Origin of the sequence: Sporosarcina sp. FSL K6-1540, assembly GCF_038620285.1 — a bacterium.
In the GTDB taxonomy this organism is placed as follows: Bacteria; Bacillota; Bacilli; order Bacillales_A; family Planococcaceae; genus Sporosarcina; species Sporosarcina psychrophila.
On the sequence record NZ_CP152018.1, the window covers coordinates 546,488 to 563,060 of the forward strand.

General features: G+C 43.3%; 18 protein-coding genes. 1 reads left to right on the forward strand and 17 read right to left on the reverse strand.

Translation table 11 applies throughout. The features are described 5' to 3' along the window. Positions 1–114 precede the first annotated feature (114 nt). The 13 genes from MKY15_RS02545 to MKY15_RS02605 all read right to left on the reverse strand — a co-directional run bounded on the left by MKY15_RS02545 (position 115) and on the right by MKY15_RS02605 (position 12,149). A complete protein-coding gene (locus tag MKY15_RS02545; protein ID WP_342538880.1) occupies positions 115–1,656 on the reverse strand; it encodes a flagellin in 1,542 nt (513 codons plus the stop codon). Positions 1,657–1,881: 225 nt separating this feature from the next. Next, positions 1,882–2,103, reverse strand: coding sequence for a carbon storage regulator CsrA (csrA, locus tag MKY15_RS02550; RefSeq protein WP_342538881.1), 222 nt, complete (start codon positions 2,101–2,103; stop codon positions 1,882–1,884). A gap of 4 nt (positions 2,104–2,107) precedes the next feature. Continuing rightward, on the reverse strand, positions 2,108–2,551 hold the full coding sequence (gene fliW, locus MKY15_RS02555; RefSeq protein WP_342538882.1) for a flagellar assembly protein FliW: 444 nt from the start codon (positions 2,549–2,551) through the stop codon (positions 2,108–2,110). A 124-nt stretch (positions 2,552–2,675) separates the two neighbouring features. Next, entirely contained in the window at positions 2,676–3,230 is a 555-nt protein-coding gene (locus MKY15_RS02560) for a DUF6470 family protein (RefSeq protein ID WP_342538883.1), read from the reverse strand. A gap of 76 nt (positions 3,231–3,306) precedes the next feature. Next, positions 3,307–4,185 carry a flagellar hook-associated protein FlgL gene (gene flgL / locus MKY15_RS02565; RefSeq protein WP_342538884.1) on the reverse strand — a complete coding sequence of 293 codons (879 nt, stop codon included), beginning with the start codon at positions 4,183–4,185 and terminating at the stop codon, positions 3,307–3,309. 19 nt (positions 4,186–4,204) lie between these two features. Beyond that, positions 4,205–5,761 carry a flagellar hook-associated protein FlgK gene (flgK, locus tag MKY15_RS02570; protein WP_342538885.1) on the reverse strand — a complete coding sequence of 519 codons (1,557 nt, stop codon included), beginning with the start codon at positions 5,759–5,761 and terminating at the stop codon, positions 4,205–4,207. A gap of 11 nt (positions 5,762–5,772) precedes the next feature. Further along, on the reverse strand, positions 5,773–6,270 hold the full coding sequence (locus tag MKY15_RS02575; RefSeq protein WP_338655510.1) for a flagellar protein FlgN: 498 nt from the start codon (positions 6,268–6,270) through the stop codon (positions 5,773–5,775). 30 nt (positions 6,271–6,300) lie between these two features. Continuing rightward, positions 6,301–6,564 (reverse strand): flagellar biosynthesis anti-sigma factor FlgM, encoded by a 264-nt coding sequence (gene flgM / locus MKY15_RS02580; RefSeq protein WP_342538886.1) that lies wholly within the window; start codon positions 6,562–6,564, stop codon positions 6,301–6,303. A 131-nt stretch (positions 6,565–6,695) separates the two neighbouring features. Beyond that, a complete protein-coding gene (locus tag MKY15_RS02585) occupies positions 6,696–7,112 on the reverse strand; it encodes a TIGR03826 family flagellar region protein (protein WP_342538887.1) in 417 nt (138 codons plus the stop codon). Between the two features lie 20 nt (positions 7,113–7,132). Beyond that, positions 7,133–7,741 (reverse strand): ComF family protein, encoded by a 609-nt coding sequence (locus MKY15_RS02590; RefSeq protein WP_342538888.1) that lies wholly within the window; start codon positions 7,739–7,741, stop codon positions 7,133–7,135. Further along, positions 7,738–9,120: a DEAD/DEAH box helicase family protein gene (locus MKY15_RS02595; protein WP_342538889.1), complete on the reverse strand. Its 1,383-nt coding sequence runs from the start codon at positions 9,118–9,120 to the stop codon at positions 7,738–7,740. Before MKY15_RS02595 ends, MKY15_RS02590 begins: the two co-directional genes overlap by 4 nt. Before the next feature lie 186 nt (positions 9,121–9,306). Continuing rightward, positions 9,307–10,152 carry a DegV family protein gene (locus MKY15_RS02600; protein WP_342538890.1) on the reverse strand — a complete coding sequence of 282 codons (846 nt, stop codon included), beginning with the start codon at positions 10,150–10,152 and terminating at the stop codon, positions 9,307–9,309. Between the two features lie 743 nt (positions 10,153–10,895). After that, entirely contained in the window at positions 10,896–12,149 is a 1,254-nt protein-coding gene (locus MKY15_RS02605) for an HDOD domain-containing protein (protein WP_342538891.1), read from the reverse strand. A 230-nt stretch (positions 12,150–12,379) separates the two neighbouring features. Here MKY15_RS02605 and MKY15_RS02610 point away from each other — a divergent pair, with 230 nt between their 5' ends. Beyond that, positions 12,380–13,156: an enoyl-CoA hydratase-related protein gene (locus MKY15_RS02610; RefSeq protein ID WP_342538892.1), complete on the forward strand. Its 777-nt coding sequence runs from the start codon at positions 12,380–12,382 to the stop codon at positions 13,154–13,156. A gap of 100 nt (positions 13,157–13,256) precedes the next feature. On the opposite strand, the gene MKY15_RS02615 is transcribed toward MKY15_RS02610, so the two are convergent. The 4 genes from MKY15_RS02615 to MKY15_RS02630 all read right to left on the reverse strand — a co-directional run bounded on the left by MKY15_RS02615 (position 13,257) and on the right by MKY15_RS02630 (position 16,191). Next, positions 13,257–13,595, reverse strand: a complete 339-nt coding sequence (locus MKY15_RS02615; protein WP_342538893.1) for a late competence development ComFB family protein — start codon at positions 13,593–13,595, stop codon at positions 13,257–13,259. Between the two features lie 158 nt (positions 13,596–13,753). Further along, positions 13,754–14,404, reverse strand: a complete 651-nt coding sequence (locus MKY15_RS02620; protein WP_342538894.1) for a TetR/AcrR family transcriptional regulator — start codon at positions 14,402–14,404, stop codon at positions 13,754–13,756. Between the two features lie 30 nt (positions 14,405–14,434). Next, positions 14,435–15,463: an ABC transporter permease gene (locus MKY15_RS02625; RefSeq protein ID WP_342538895.1), complete on the reverse strand. Its 1,029-nt coding sequence runs from the start codon at positions 15,461–15,463 to the stop codon at positions 14,435–14,437. Further along, positions 15,460–16,191 (reverse strand): ABC transporter ATP-binding protein, encoded by a 732-nt coding sequence (locus tag MKY15_RS02630; RefSeq protein ID WP_342538896.1) that lies wholly within the window; start codon positions 16,189–16,191, stop codon positions 15,460–15,462. The genes MKY15_RS02625 and MKY15_RS02630 overlap by 4 nt, the downstream gene beginning before the upstream one ends. Positions 16,192–16,573 lie beyond the last annotated feature (382 nt).

Here is a 16,573-nt window from a genome sequence, read left to right on the forward strand (position 1 = left end):
AACATCAGATGAATGCATGTTCTAGTATATAATATATGCTTTCGTTCTAATTCATTACCGCTATATGTAAAAGAGACTCTAGCATAGCCAGAGTCTCTTCCAAGTATTCTAATATTAACGAAGAAGTTGTAGAACTCCTTGCGGCAACTGGTTTGCTTGTGCAAGCATTGCCTGTGAAGCTTGTGCAAGAATAGAATTCTTAGTTTGTTCCATCATTTCTTTCGCCATATCAACGTCACGGATACGAGATTCCGCAGCAGTTAGGTTTTCAGAAGATGTGTTTAAGTTGTTGATTGTGTGCTCTAAACGGTTTTGTGATGCACCAAGGTTAGAACGTTGTGCTGATACTTTTTCGATAGCATCATTAATAACAGTAATTGCCTTTGCAGCATTTTCGTGCGAAGAAACATCAAGGGCTGATTCAACAGAATCATTATTTGTACCATTAGTTACACTAAAGGCTTTAGTAAATCCTAATGTACCAGCACCGCCAGTTAATCCAAGTGCATTCGCTCTCATATCGTCAACTTGAATAGACATACTTTGTCCTTCGTTAGCACCAACTTGGAAACTTGCTTTAAAACCATCTCCGCCTGCCTGTTTAATATTAATTGTATCTGTACCGCCAGCAGCTGCAGAAGTGATTCCTGGTTCCTTAGCCAAAACCTTAGCAATTGCACTTGCTTGGTCAGCTGCAGAAGTATTTTTGGTTACGTTAACATCATAGTCATCTGAGTCACCGAATGTAAGAGTTTTATCCCCAACTTTTAGTGTATCCCCAGCAGCAAATGGTGTATCTACTTTAAGCGTCGCATCAGATTTAGCAACTCCCGCAGTATCAGGACTTAACGCGGAAATTGTTCCTGCAGTTCCGACTATTGTAAGTGCTGGCGCAGTACTAGATTCCTGACCTGCCTTTTGTTGTATAGTCAATGTATTGGTACTGTTATCCCACGTTGCTAAATATTTATCTTTATCGGCTCCGTTATTGACTAAGTCTGCAAGTTTGGCACCTTGCGTTGGAAGACTATCTAGTCCTGAACCTGCTGTTGTATCAATATCATTGGCTCCAGCAGCACCGATTGTAAACGTTTCAGAGCCAATCGTAATACCTGTATTATCAGCAGCAAATGCTGTATTAAGGTCAAACGAATAAACACCCTGAACCGCTTCTTTTGCCGCTGTAGGAGTAACTCCACCTGTACCAGTTGCGGTTGCAGTTAAGGCTGCTGACTTTTCACCACCATTTAATAATTTCTGTGTATTAAATTCAGTAGTATTACCAATTCGGTTTATTTCAGAAGTTAAAGAGTTAATTTCTTTTTGGATTTCACCACGGTCACTTGTAGTATTAGTATCATTAGATGATTGAGTTGCTAATTCACGCATACGTTGAAGAATATCATGTGTTTCATTTAAAGCACCCTCAGCAGTAGCAATCATTGAAATACCATCTTGTGAGTTTTTAGAAGCTTGGTCTAACCCGCGAATTTGTCCACGCATTTTCTCAGAAATTGCAAGACCAGCTGCGTCGTCCCCAGCTTTATTAATACGCATACCAGAAGCTAATTTCTCCATTGATTTTGACTGTTGTGTAGTTGCACTGTTCAACTGACGGTGTGTGTTAAGTGCTGCAATGTTGTGATTAATTCTCATTATAATTTCCTCCTTGAATGTATGTTGCTCACGTCCTTGTGAGCACATTTTTTATACCGAGGAGACCGGGCCGGCCGGACCCCGTTTTCCTCGCTACAATACTATTATCGGATTCACTTTTAGAATGTTTAATAGAAAAGATATATTTTTTAAAATCGGGTGCCAGCTGCCGTCACAATTCAAAAATCGTAAATTGTGTCGGTAACTGGCACCCGGGCTTGTGGTTTATTTCTTTTCGTTTTTGAGAAAGTCCATGAAACCGTCTATTTTAACCGCTTCGGTGTTGGATTCTGATACTTCTTTTATTAGTTCTCCGCGTAGAATGGTGACGTTTTTAGGTGCATTGATGGCAATCCGGACTTGATCGCCTTTTACTTCACTGATGGTAATTTCGATTTCATCTCCAAGCCAAATGGATTCGCCTTTTTTTCGAGATAATACGAGCATTCCGTCACCCCTTGTCTTTCTGCATCTGTACGTCAATGGAATATCTAATTGGATAGTCCGCGTTTTCCAGTATGCATTGTTTTGCTATTTTGGATTTTGTATTGATGATGACGGGTGCTTTTAAGTTTACAGTGGAGGCATTGAAAGGTTCTTTGACTGTAACGATTGTTAAGACAATTATATCTTCTTCGAATTCTATGTTGAGGGCTTCTACGGTTGATTCGTCTAAGTCGAACGTATAGTCACTGATGAATAAGTAGGGATTTGCTGTTACAAAACCTACTTCTTTTGAATTTATTGACTGGAGAATCTGATAGACTTCGTTTCCTTCGATAGAGAGTAGTATAAAGTTCTTTTCATTTTCGAAGCCTGGTAATCCGTTGTCAAATGTAAGGATTTCGGATTCTAGTGCTTCTACTTCTCCTAGGATTGCGGATTGGATTTTCATAGGTTTTTTCTCCTTTATGGGGTGCCAGGCACTGCCACAGTCCGCTAAGGAATGCGCATGGATGTCAGTGTCTGGCACCCGGTGTCTTCTTGGCACCTGGATATGTTGGCACCGAGTATGTTAGTTAGACTTTCCAGTCAATTTCGATCGATGGTTTTTGAAGCAACTCTGCCGTTACTTTTCCTGGTGTGTATGTATGCATCGGCTTGTTCGCATTACTGTTGTTAATCACTTTTTGAGGCTCTACTCGAATATCCACACTTCCGGGTTCAAATGAAACTTTGACACTGCCATAGGACGGGATGAACTTGATGCTTAGACTGCTATATGGTTGTCTAAGTGCTCTTTCGGCAAATGACTGAATTGGATTCCCCCCGTTTTCAATCATCATAAGTTCAACACCGTCTTGTGCACGGCGGGCGATTCCATTAGACACTTCAGAACGGGCATACTGAGCAACTTCTTCAGTACGGCGAGCAGCACTTTTTAAGTCCATATCTGCTCGGGCTTCTGTTGTATCAATGGATAGCCTCGACTTTGTTGTATTGATTGTCATTTGTGCTTGTGGTTGTTGGATATCTAGCGTTGCACTTGGTTGCTCAATTTCTTGGACAGGTCTTCGGGTAGTCAAACCTAATTGCGCTTTTGTTGTTGTTACTTGAAGTTGTGGGATGTTCACATTGTCACCTTCTAAAGAAAGCGTTTGGAGGTTGTCCAAACGCTTTCAGAGTTTTGTATTGGGTGTTGCAAAGGGCTTATCGTAAGAAATCTACAAGTGATGGCTGGATAATACGTGAGCCTACAGAAAGTGCTGCACGATGGATTGATTCTTGTGTGAGCATATCAGTGATTACTTTTTCGTAATCGATGTCTTCATTTTCGCTCATTTGTTTTTTGGCAGAGGCTTCTTGAGAATCCAGGCGGTTCCCCATCATTTCAACTCGGTTTTGGCGAGCACCGATGTCTGCACGTGTTGTTAGGACCTTGTCCATATTGGCGTCGACTTTAGCAATTGCAGTGCTGAAGTCTGTATCGGGATTAGCGAATTCACCAAACATGTCATCGATTTCTTTAAATAGATTTAACACATTTGCATTTACATTCAATGTAACGCCGTCAAAAACTTCAATATCGACACTTTTTTCGAATGCTGATGGATTATTTGGGTCTACAGCCGGATATCCACCTGCTTGTTTATCATAAAGAGGAGTACCGGTTTTCGTACCACTGAAAATATACTTATCTCCGACTTTTGTATTTGCCATGTCTCGAATCTGCTCACGCAATTGGTTGAGCTCACTTTGCACCTTTTCTTTATCTTCTGGTGTCATTGTCCCATTCGCTGCACTTGTAACAAGTTCTTTCGCACGGTGCATGGCTTGTCCGACTTTATCAAGTGCATCGTCTGAGCTATCAAGGTAATTATTGACTTCACCTAGGTTACGTTGGTATTGGGCGACTTTATCCACTTGTGTTCGGTAGGCCATACCTTTCATGGCAACGACGGGATCGTCTGATGGGCGATTTACTTTTTTACCTGTATTGAGCTGGTCTTGCAGCTTGCCCATTTTATTGTAGCTCGTGGAAAGGTTCCGGAGCATATTATTGGATAGCATCGATTGTGTTACGCGCATTGAGATGATTGCTCCTTTCTTACATTCCTACTCGGCCCATGCCGTTGATAATTTTGTCGAGGGTTTCGTCGACGACGGTAATCATACGAGCGGATGCGTTGTATGCTTGTTGGAATCTGATCATGTCTGTCATTTCTTCATCTAGTGAAACAGAACTGATCGAAGCACGTCGGTGTTCGACGGCACCAAGTAGTGTTGCCGAATTGAATGTCATGCGTTCGGCTTGTTGTCCATCGACACCAAGTTGGCCTATTACACCTTGGAAATAGGTTTGGAGGGTTGATCCACCTAGTGTTTTTAAAGCGGTAAATTGAACGTTCGCAAGGTTTTTCGCATTCTTACCATTACCCTCTTCAGCTCCTGCAGAATCCGATGCCGCCAGCAAATTCGCATCTTTCGCTAGGGCTTCGGACACAAAAATATTCCCGGCTGTAAATGGACCAGCACCTTTTGTATCAAAGAAATTACCGCCTTTGACTCCATTGATATCTGTTCCGCTTGTATGAACGATATTCATCTGATCTCCGAAAGCTGCAGCCATCTTGTTTAACTCAGCGATCATTTTAGGGTAAAGACCTTTAGTTGTATTTTGGATTGTATCTCCATTTGTATCTGTATCTACAGTTCCGTATGAATTCATCAGTGACTTCAATTTTCCTACATCAAGGAGATTTGAATGTTTCGCATCTACTGTCGTTCCATTGGGTTGAGTTATTTTCAAACCTGAAATCGAGTTATTTTCATTCGTTGAAACGTCGTGAAGGGAAGATGGATTCGTCTCCAACTTCGCATGCTTAGTGCCATTGACAAGTTCTACTTTCGTTCCGTCTTTCATTTTCAATGTCACTGTCACTGAACCTTCAGCAACCGCCGATGCTCGTCCACCCGATTTTTCATAGCTCGTTTCAATCGGGAAGTAGCCGGATAGTTCATCCACAAGTGCATCTCGAGCATCGTACAAGTCATTCGGTAAATAGCCGTTTGGTTCGACTTTTTGTATTTGGTCGTTCAGCTCTGAAATCTGTTTAAGGATGGAGTTGACTTGACCTGCAGATATATCAATTTCTGTTCCAAGGTTTGTCTGGATTTCTGTCAATGACTTGTGCATGTGGTTGAATGAATCGGCAACTGTTTGACCACGCTGTACGACTACCGCGCGTGCACCACCATTTTCAGGGTTGACGGCAAGGTCTTGCAGCGACTGCCAAAACTCGCTGAGTGATTTCTGAAGCCCGTATGCGGAAGGTTCATTCAAGACATCTTCCATTTGAGAAATCGCTTTTGTTTGAGAATCCCAGTAACCAAGTTTGTTCGATTCCTGTCTGTACTGCTGGTCTACGAAGCCGTCGCGAACGCGCTGGATAGAGCCTGCTTGGACACCTGTTCCGAGGAATCCGGGCATTGTGCCGGCATTTAGACCGACGCCTGGAAATCCTGCTGTTGCTTCCATATTGACACGCTGGCGTGAGTAGCCGAGTGTGTTGGCGTTACTGATGTTGTGTCCTGTTGTATACAGAGCGGATTGCTGTGTGAACAAGCCGCGTTTGCTTGTTTCAAGTCCCATAAATGTAGACATTATTTTCCCCCTCAGGCATTTGAATCAAAAGATGGTTGTTCTTTTGATATTTTTTGTCCGCTGATTTCTGTTTTTGAGTAGTTAACTGATTCCGAACGTGGTCGAACGATGTCCAGCGACAGATTCACGAACTGAAGAGACTGGTAGGTCAGCTTCTGGTTCAGATCATTTTGCCATTTCAAGTCGTGAATCGCATGCAGGAGACGGTCCCTCGCCTCCTCAAGGCTTTTGTTGTCCGCTTCCGGTACGACGTCGAGCAGGTCGGTGACGGTAGGATTGAGTGATGCTGATCGTCCTTGATCAGCCAAATACTGCGCCACATCCCGTTGTCTGAGGCCATCCATTTGGATGATAGCTGCCAAATGGGATTGCTCGTCTTTCAACAATTGATCGAGTCCTTCCATGTCCCCGTTTTTGATAACTGCCGTCTTGTCGTACGCGATCCGGAGCAAGCTTCTATGAAGTTTTTCCAGGTTGTTTAGTGACGTCAGGATGGTTGTGATAGACATGTTTTCCTCCTACTTTCATTCAATCAGTATTTACGGTTTGAAGTACTTAACCAAGTTGGAGGCGAGCTGTTCAGGATTGACTTCGTATGTTCCCGCTTGGACTTGCGCTTTTAGTTCTTGGACACGCTCATTGCGCCCCACTGTAAATGTGGACGTTTCCGAAAGTTTTTTTGCTTCGGATGAAATTTCGAGTTTATCGGTTTTCATTTTCGCTTTCTGTTCTGTCTGTTCCGCTTTTAACTGGTTTGTTTTGTACGGGTTGACGGCAGGTACATTAAATTTATGGATTTTCATTTGTTCTCGCTCCTTTCGTTAGTAGCTTATGCACTAAGTTATGCTCTATTCTTTATTTCGGCATAAATTCGTGAACGTTTAGGGCCTTTCGAACGAAAAAACCGGTTAGTCCGAAAACTACCGGTTCATTTTTATTTTAATTTACGATCTGCATGGTAAGTTGCTTTGTCATTTGCGTCGACCGCTTCTCTGAATTCCTTCGCCGCCTCAAACGTTCTAAGCTCATTTTTAATGTCCGCTGTACAACTAACGCACAGTTTCCCTGTGTTCGTCAGCTTGCCGCAATTGTCACATGGGTAACCAAGGTTTGGAAATAATGCAGGCTGAAGTCGGCCTTTCCGCACCCATTGGTGAAGTAGGGTTTCCGTTACGCCTGTCGCTTCAACAATCCGTTCAATTGTTGCCGCCCTGTTTTCACGCCTTCTTAAGAAGCGGTAAACTTCTTCATACATTTTTTCTTCGCTCACAGCGCACTTCGCGCAAACGTCACGTAGACCCGTATAGTTAAAAAAATCGCCACATTTCGGGCAGTCTCGTAGTTCAGCCATCTTATTCATCTCCTATTAATTCATTGCTTAGCTCGAATCAGTGTAACCGCTTCGATACGTGTCGCACCTGCCTCTTTTAAGACAGTAGCCGCATGACGGAGCGTAGTACCGGTTGTATAGATATCATCTACTAGTATGTACGTGCTTGGTTGAATTGCCGTTCCCTGTTTCAATTTGAATAAAGGCTCCATCGCAAGACGTTGAGCCTTCGATTTCTCGCCCATTGCTTCAAATCCTGTTTTTTCAAGTAGATGCGTAAAAGGAATACGTGCACTTTTCAATAGTTCATCAACATGAGCGAATGTCCGTTGAATTCTTCTTTCTGGATGCATTGGTATTGGAATGATTGTTGCGTTTCCTTTTAAGAGGGCACGCAGTTCATTCGCGAAGACGCTTGCTAATGCAACGTCTTGAAGGAATTTGTATTGGTGCAGGTATTCTCGCATTGCATCGTTATAAGTGTAAAGTGAAGTGATTTGATCCAAAAATGGTTCTTCTTCTTTTATGTCGGCACGTTGGAACTTTTTTAAACAGTCTTGGCAAATTTCTATTTGTTTTTCGAGTGCGAGCAGCGCTTTCCAGGACGGTTTTTCTGCAATCGGCGTTTCACACAGCAGGCAACTGTTCATGTGCGGACACTTCCTTTATTCAACTGAATGATTTCGTTTTTAGCTTCGTCCATTGCATAGGTGATGCCGTGATGAAAGAGGACGAAATCACCTGATGGATGTTGCGCAGAACGCCCGACACGGCCACCGATTTGGATCAACGCCCCTTTGTTGAATATGAGCTGTTCGGCTCCGACAACGGCGACTTGGACATTTGGGATTGTTATTCCGCGTTCTAGAATTGTTGTTGTAAGAAGACCAGGCACTTCTTTATCACGCAGCGCTTGGACGTGCTCTTTTCGGTCTGGGTGCGAGGCATGGACCGCTTGAATACGTGCGTCTAGCTGTTGGAATAACGGTTCCGCTTGTTCCATGAGTCCTATGTGATGGAAAAAGATGAGGAACGGTTCTTGCCGCTTTAGTCGCTGCGCTGTCCAGTTGGCGAGTTTTTTTGGTAGTTTACCTTTTTGAATCTGTTTCGTGTAATTCCATAATGTCTCGTACCGCGGAACTGGTAATGGATGTCCGTGGTATCGGCGGTCAATGGTTGAAACTTGTCCTGTTCGTTTGATGTCTGCAAGGAGTTTGTCCGATGGTGTGGCCGTGACGAAATGGACGGGTGCTCCAGATTTCGCTGCCTTTCGAACCGCTCGTCTCAATGTTTCCTCAGCTGTATAGGGGAAAGCATCTGCTTCATCGACAAAAATGGCATCGAAAGCGTGACGGAATCGGTATAACTGATGGGTTGTTGCGAGAATGAGTTGGGGTGAGGATTCTGTTGTTGATTTTGAGCCGCCGTATAATGCTTCGATTACAGTTTTCGGAAATGCTGCGCGAAGGCGTGGCTCGAGTTCAAGAATGACATCGACGCGGGGTGCTGCGATGCAAACGCGGTTACCTGCTAGTAGCAGTTTATGGATTGGTTCGAACAGGATTTCAGTTTTTCCAGAACCACAGACGGCGTGAATGAGATGCGGGATGCGTTTTGTGTTACTGAGTGTTAGTTCGTCTGATGCTTGTTGCTGGCGTGGTGTCAGTATACCTTGCCAAGCGATGTTGTGGTCTGTCGGATAGGTCGGTGGCTCTGCGTTCCAGACGATGAGTTCAGTGCAGGTTGACACACGCCCCATTTTTAGGCAATGCCTACAATAGGTGCAAGGTCCTTCGCATTTTGCGCAGTCGAATGTTGTGAAGCGAGTTTGTGTGTCGTTTTCACATCGGTTGCAGAAGTGCTGTGGTTGATTGGCAAATGCCTTGGTTGATTGGATGCCATGAATGGTTTTGATATGCTCTGAAGCGATGTGTGCGTCGATTGTTTCAGTTGGAAAAGGGGTGTGCGAGCGAAGCCAAATACGGCCAGCCAGGAAGTCCCTAACTGACGGATCGAATGTAATGGTCATTTGCAACACCTCCAATGCGTTCCTTTTTATGGTGTTCTTTGTTTGTCTAGTCTAAGCGGCCAGATGCTCGGGGTCACAAGTCACTTTACTGTGGGGCTGAAGTACGCCTCCTCGTAAAGCGCCTTGTGCCTGTCGCATCTATGCGGCCGCTTAAACTTTTCGTTTTTGTCTAGTTTAAGCGGACGCTTAGACTCTTCGTTTCACCCATCCAAGTCCCATTGATGCTTCGCCGAGATGTGTGCCGATGACGGGGCCAAAGTGGCTGATGGTGAATTTGACGTCTGGCAACTGTGCTGATAGTGCCGCGTGCCATACTTCGGCATCTTCTGGTCGGTTGGCATGAATAATTGCCGCCTCAAGTGGCATTTTCGCTGCATCCTCTGCCAACATGTCCACAATCCGTTTCATCGCTTTTTTGCGTGTGCGTATTTTTTCATACGGGACGATTACTTTATCCTGGAAGTGGAGGATTGGCTTCACTTGAAGAAGTCCGCCAATCAGTGCTTGTGCAGCGGAAAGTCTACCGCCCCGTTGCAGATGTGTGAGGTCATCCACCATGAAATAAGCGCGCATCGTCTTTTTCATGTCATCTAGCTCAGCCATGATTACTTCTGGTGTCGCTCCTTCTTTGGCAAGTTCTGCCGCGCGGAGTACGTAAAATCCTTGTAAATAACATGAAATTTCGGAGTCAAATGGGACTACTTCGATGCCTTCCACCATCTTACCGGCTTGTTGAGCACCTGCATATGTGCCACTAATACCACTCGACAGATGGATGGAAATGACCGCGTCATATGTGTCTTTTAACGAATCGAACAGTTCAATGAATTTGCCGATTGGCGGCTGTGAGGTCTTTGGTAGCGGTCCATCCCCACGTACTTTATCGTAAAAATCGGTTGAACGAATATCAATTTCTTCATCATAAATAATGCCATTAAGTGTAACTGCTAGTGGAATCATATGAATATCCAATTCTTCCATTAAAGCTGCTGGTAAATATGCCGTGCTATCCGTAACAATTGCTGTTTTCAATGTTAAATCAGCTCCTACCTCTATTCTACCTAAATTGAGGTGAAATGGGAATGTGAAAGTGTATGTGGTGGGAATGAAGTGAAAGTATAATGCTTAGATAATGTAATCCCATTGAATGCGCTTCGGCGCTCGGGGATGCCTCCCGCCCTAAGCCGAAGCCACTGAAAAAGTTCTTTTTTATAGTACGTACTAGTTGATTGTAGTGAAGAGCGGCGACTCCGGCGGGAACAGCGCGAGCTGAAGACCCCGCAGGAACGCAGTGACGAGGAGGCTGAAGCCGTGCCCGCGGAAAGCGTCCGCTCGGAACGGAAATCAACGATATTGAAGGAAATCGTACTTTTTCAGTGCCCGCCCTAAGCCAGATGAGGTATCCTTTAACCTATATGGAATAGCCTCTTGGCATTAACTGTATAATTTCTGCAAAGAACGCAGAAATTATACAAACCGAACTCTTCGTTGTTCGGTTGGCTACCCCTTGAAAGGCGCTTTCGCTTTGTTAATAAATGAATATACGTTTTCAATTTGGTCTATTCCTAGCCAAAGCAATCGCGACCAACAAAAAAAGTAACCGCCTTCTCCATGCCAGGATTGTAGGTGGTTACTCTTTTAGATAAATATCTTTTATGGTGTGTGTTGCAGCATAGTCATACAATTTATCGTACTAAGTGCCCGCAACGTTAACTTTTTTTAAAAAACGTTGTGACAGCAGTAAAGTAAATCCCCCCACCTTTCGTACACTTAAATCAGGGAGTTGTATTCGAATACTGCAAACGCTGTGTCCAACGGTGTGCTTCTAACGTACATTTGCTCAATTCCGCTTGTGTGATTCCCATTTCCGTGATCAGTTGCTCGATACGTAGCCAGTCAAAGCGCTCAACGGCTTCAGCAATTTGAAGATACGGCGTGATTTCTGTCCGCTCCCCTTTTACTGTAAGCGCTACTTTGTCAGACAATGGAATGAGTTGTAAGATTGCATCCCAGTCGCGCTTCATGATGACGTCAATTAGTGAAAACATGCCCGCAAAGAAATATTCTTCGGGATTTTTCTTGCCATCATGTTTCGCGAGTAGTTCGCATATTTTTGCCCGTGTCAGCGAGTAATCAGCAAGCGCTTGTGTGCGACCATTCCCTGATCCTTCCCCGAGTTCGCGTAAAGCAAGGACTTGTACCCACCTTTTCGTTTCACGCAATCCGATAAGAACGATGGCTTGTTTAATGGAACTAATCCGTTTCGGCACCCCGAATGCAAGGGTGTTAATCAGCCTTAGCAATTTATAGGACAGTGAAATATCGTGCATGATAAGCTCCGTGATTTCATCGATATTTGGTGGCTCTGTATGAAGACGCTCAATTATTTGAAAATGAAGACTGACATTCGATGGGATTTCGATTCCCGTGACAATTTCCGGTTTGGAGAAGAAATACCCTTGAAACAATTTGTAACCTGATGCTTTCGCCACCTTGAATTGTTCTTCTGTTTCGATTTTTTCGGCAAGCAGTACGATAGCGGGATACTGTTTAATGAATTTCTCGATTTCTAATCGCTCGAATGGTGTCGTATTTAAGTAATCTACTTTTATGAAATCGACAATTTCGAACAATTCACTATGTATACTATATTGTTCCTGCAGGATAAAATCATCTAATGCTATTTTAAAGCCTGTCTCTTTCAACAACCGCATTTTAGTTAGGAGCGAGGGGGTAATCTCAACGTTTTCCAAAACTTCAATGACGACTTGTTCAGGGTCAAGGCTTGAAAAAATATCTTGAGCAAGTAATTCTCCTGTAAAATTGATGAATGACAATCTGTTCCCTGCCACTTTCTCGATTCCTATTGTCAGGAATGTATTAACGAGTAAGCCAATTGTCGCTTGTTCAGGGTTCACATTTGGAAAAAAGTTCTTATAACTATTTCTATAGAGCAATTCGTAGCCATAGATGTCGCCATGTTGGTCCAATATTGGCTGTCTGCCAACGAATGTATTTATATCATTCATACTAAGCACCCCATTTCTTGTAGTATAGCAAAAAATCGTTCTTTTACCATTATAATGATAAAAAAACACTATATATGTCGAATTAAAGAATGCTATTTAATTCGCTACGGCGCTAGGGGGTGCCCTCACTCATTTTATAGTTCAGCTTATATATCAATTAAAATAGCAACACACCATGAATAATGGTATGTTCTAATTATCAATAGGTTTTATTCAAGGAGGGGTTTTATATGGAAGCAATCCATTATGAACAAAAGGGGAATCTCGCTTTCGTGACGCTCAATCGTCCGGGAGCAATGAATGCATTTAACTACGATATGTTGGTTGAACTGGGGCAAATCACAGAGTCGATTCGCATTAATCCAGATATCCGCGCCATTATTTTTACGGGTTCTGGTGATCGTGCCTTCAGCGTTGGGGCTGATCTAAAAGAAAGAAAAACACTTACAGACCTGCAAGTGAAGCGGAATCTTTATAAAATTGGAGAAGTGTTCTCTTCAATTGAGAACTTGCCACAACCTACGATTGCAATGATGAACGGCTTTGCTTTCGGGGGTGGCATGGAACTTGCGCTGGCTTGCGATTTCCGGATTGCGGCTGACACTGCACTCATGGGGTTAACGGAAACGGGACTTGCAATTATTCCAGGAGCGGGTGGAACGCAGCGTCTTCCGCGTTTAATTGGCGAAGCGAAAGCGCTTGAACTTATTTTGACAGCACGCAGAATGTCAGCGGCCGAAGCACATAGCTATGGTGTCCTCACGAAAATTACAACGCCGGAAAATCTTGTTCAGGAGACAGCTGACTTTGCAGATTCAATCCTTGCGAATGGCCCAATTGCCTTACAGCAGGCGAAATTCGCGATTAAACACGGCATGAATGTGGACTTGCAGACCGGACTTGCGATTGAACGGAAAGCGTATGAACTTACGATTCCGACTGAAGACCGCATTGAAGCATTGAATGCATTTTCGGAGAAGCGCAAGCCTGTTTTTAAGGGGAAATAAGGAAGTACTGAGTGTTTGTGCGATATGAAGCCTTTCTTATTTTTTGTATAACGATCAAAAGCCTGTCGTCCCCCCCAGAGGTACGACAGGCTTTTGGGTATTATACAGTTGTTTTAGAAGTAACAGGATTCATCACCGGGCAGCGTGGATTATTTGAAACAAAGGTGGCCGCTTTCGTAACGATCAATATAATATTCGTAGCACCTTGCCGATCCGCTACATGTGCCGCCCTGACGTATGGTCCATATTCCTCGTTCGCAATATAGCGCGGAGGTAATTCATTAAGCGCGATTGCCATTATATCGTTAAAGCATCGCTCACATTGACAAGCTAGTTGCAGTTGGTCTTTATATTGCAACAATACATCGCGAACGATTTCTTCCATGACATTGTAAAGTGCCATTTTCTCACGCTCCAGTTGTTGATAGATATGTTTCACAAACGCATCCACCATTTCCCATTTATCATATCATTTCTGTAATGGATTATCCTCAGCTAAATGACCTAATGAATTCCTTATTTGTTTACCTCTACTTAAGTCTGGCTATGCCCACGTGCATAGTTGACAATGGCGCAGTTTATTATGCACTCACCATGTCATTCCTCCGGTGCCAATCCTTTCATCAAAAACTGAATAGTGAAGTCGACCTCCGCTTCGTCATCCCAATCGGCATTAGGTAATATAGCATATCGAGTCACAAAGTAGCCGATGATTGTCGAACCTGTTAAGCGAAGGACGGTATCGATGGGCAGTTTGATAATTTGCCCTTTATCCTGGTAATGTTCAATAATTTGCCTAAGCCGCGTAAAGACTTTGCTGCCGACATGCTCTATGAATTGTTCTTTTAATTCTGGATGAAAGGGGATTTCCTGAATGAAGATTTTGATGATTTTAAGATTACTTTTCAAGAACTTTCTACGATTATCAATCATCGCTCTTACAAAGTCTTCAAAGCTTTCATGGTCATGATTCAGTACTTTATTGATATCCTTTATAATAATCGGCGCCATCAATTTGATCATCATCGGTGTGACAATGGACATGAGTAACTCTTTTTTTGTTTTATAATGTCTGAAAATCGTTCCCTCAGCTACTCCAGCTTTTTGAGCAATTTCCTTTGTTGACGTGGCGGAATAGCCTTTTTCAGCGAATGATTCAATCGCTGCGGCTACTATTTTCTTTTGCCGCTCTGTTAAATCACCTTTTTGATTGAACATTTCCTCGATCATTTGATCCTCTTTTGTCATGCTGAACTCCCTTTTCGTCAATCATTTCTGTTAGATTTTACGGTATTTTCGCAGAGCCAGGATGTTTACTATGATAAACAGTAAAGAGAATCCTGCTAACGCTAAAATATCCATGTAAATAGCGCCCCATCCATATCCTCTGACCATTATATCGCGTAATGCATCCGCCGCGTAATACAAAGGCGTGAATGGGCCAACCCAGCTCAGCCACTTCGAGATGGTATCCAAATTAAATAATCCAGAAAAGAAGATTTGTGGGATAACGATGATTGGGATGAACTGTATCATTTGGAGTTCATTTTTGGCGAATGAAGATAGTAAAATACCGAGCGTGAGCGCTGTTAAAGCGAGCAGCAAAGTAATCAGTAATACATAGCCGAATGCGCCTTCCATCATCATTCCGAGTACATAAATCGCATAAGCAGCAATAATGGTCGATTGAATCATCGTGAATATACCGAAGCCAAATACATAACCCATTACGATTTCCCATTTTCGTAATGGACTTGCAAGTAACCGTTCGAGCGTCCCCGTTGTCCGTTCTCGTAAAAACGATACACCTGCAATCAAAAAGACAAAGAAGAAGACGAAAAATCCGAGAAGAACGGGCCCAAAATAATCAAACGTCCCCATGTCTCTAGAACCGTGTAAGTAGTCGATTTCCAACTGGGGATTATTAGCGTTTTCCTGTCCAGTCGGCATTGCTTGTTGAAGCCATTTCATCGTGGCACCAGCAACACTCGGGTCGCTTCCCTCAAGAACGACGGTGGGCTCGTTGTTTTTAAGTGTTAAGTAGCCATCAATCGTTTGCTCGGCTAAATCAGCTTTTGCGCTTTTTTCATCGCTGTATGTGGTGACATCTGCTCCGTCTAAATCCATCTGTTCCATAACTGCATCAGGGACATCAACGAAGCCTATTTTCGGTGTGTAGTCTCCTCCGTTGAATACCAGGTGGAGCATCGTCAACACTAGAATTGGCGCAACAATAAGCAATCCCATTGTCCGTTTGTCACGTACTATTTGCCGTAAAATTCGTTGTGTCAATGCGAAAACTCTCATTCTTTTGCACCTCCGTAAAAAAGGAAAGCTTCCTCAATCGTTGTTGAATTCGTCATTTCTTTCAATTCATCAGGCGTTCCAACTGCAATTAGACTGCCACCGCGAATCAATCCAAGTCGATCACATTTATCGGCCTCATCCATTACGTGCGTCGTCACAATGATTGTCGTTCCATTTTGTTTTAATTTGTAAAAGGCTTCCCAAATGCTTTTTCGTAGAACGGGATCAATGCCGACAGTCGGCTCATCGAGGATTAATATTTTTGGTTCATGAAGTAATGCGATTGCTAATGAAAGCCGGCGTTTCATGCCACCGGAGAAGTTGGAAACTAGCTTTTTCAGGTCGCCTGAAAGTTGAACAAGCTCCATCACTTCTGTTATTCTACGTGTTTGTTTTTCACCTTTCAGCCCATATAAGGACGAGAAAAATTGCAAGTTTTCTTTTGCTGAAAGATCTTCATACAGCGCATCCGATTGCGCCATGTAACCAATGCTGGTAATTAATTTTAATGAAGGCATTTTCGTTTGAAATAAATAACTTTCCCCTGAAGTTGGTGTATCCAAGCCTGTTAATTGTTTAACTAACGTCGTTTTCCCCGCGCCAGATGGACCGAGCAGACCAAAAATTTCCCCTTCGAGAATATCCAAGTTAATATCCTCTAGCACATGGTGTTTCTTATAGCTTTTGGATACGTGGCGAATCGATACACACGTCTTTGGTTGTTCCATCCTTAACACCCCTTCCGCGATAATGAGTGAGTACTCACTTTTATTGTATGCGAGGGATTTGCGTTTGTAAAGTGAGTAAGCACTCATTATTGTGTTGAATGATTGTATGACTTGGGGACCGATCATATAACTCGGTTAACGATCATATCCTTCCTCGACCAATCATATAACTCGATAAACGATCATCCCCTTCCCCGACCAATCATATAACTCGGTAACCGATCATATCTCCTCCCCAACCAATCATATAACTCGGTAACCGATCATAATTCCCTCTCGCTCCCCGACCAAACATATAACCCAGTAAACGATCATAACCTCTCCCCAACCAATCATATAGCTCGATAAACGATCATATCCCCTCCCCAACCAATCATATAGC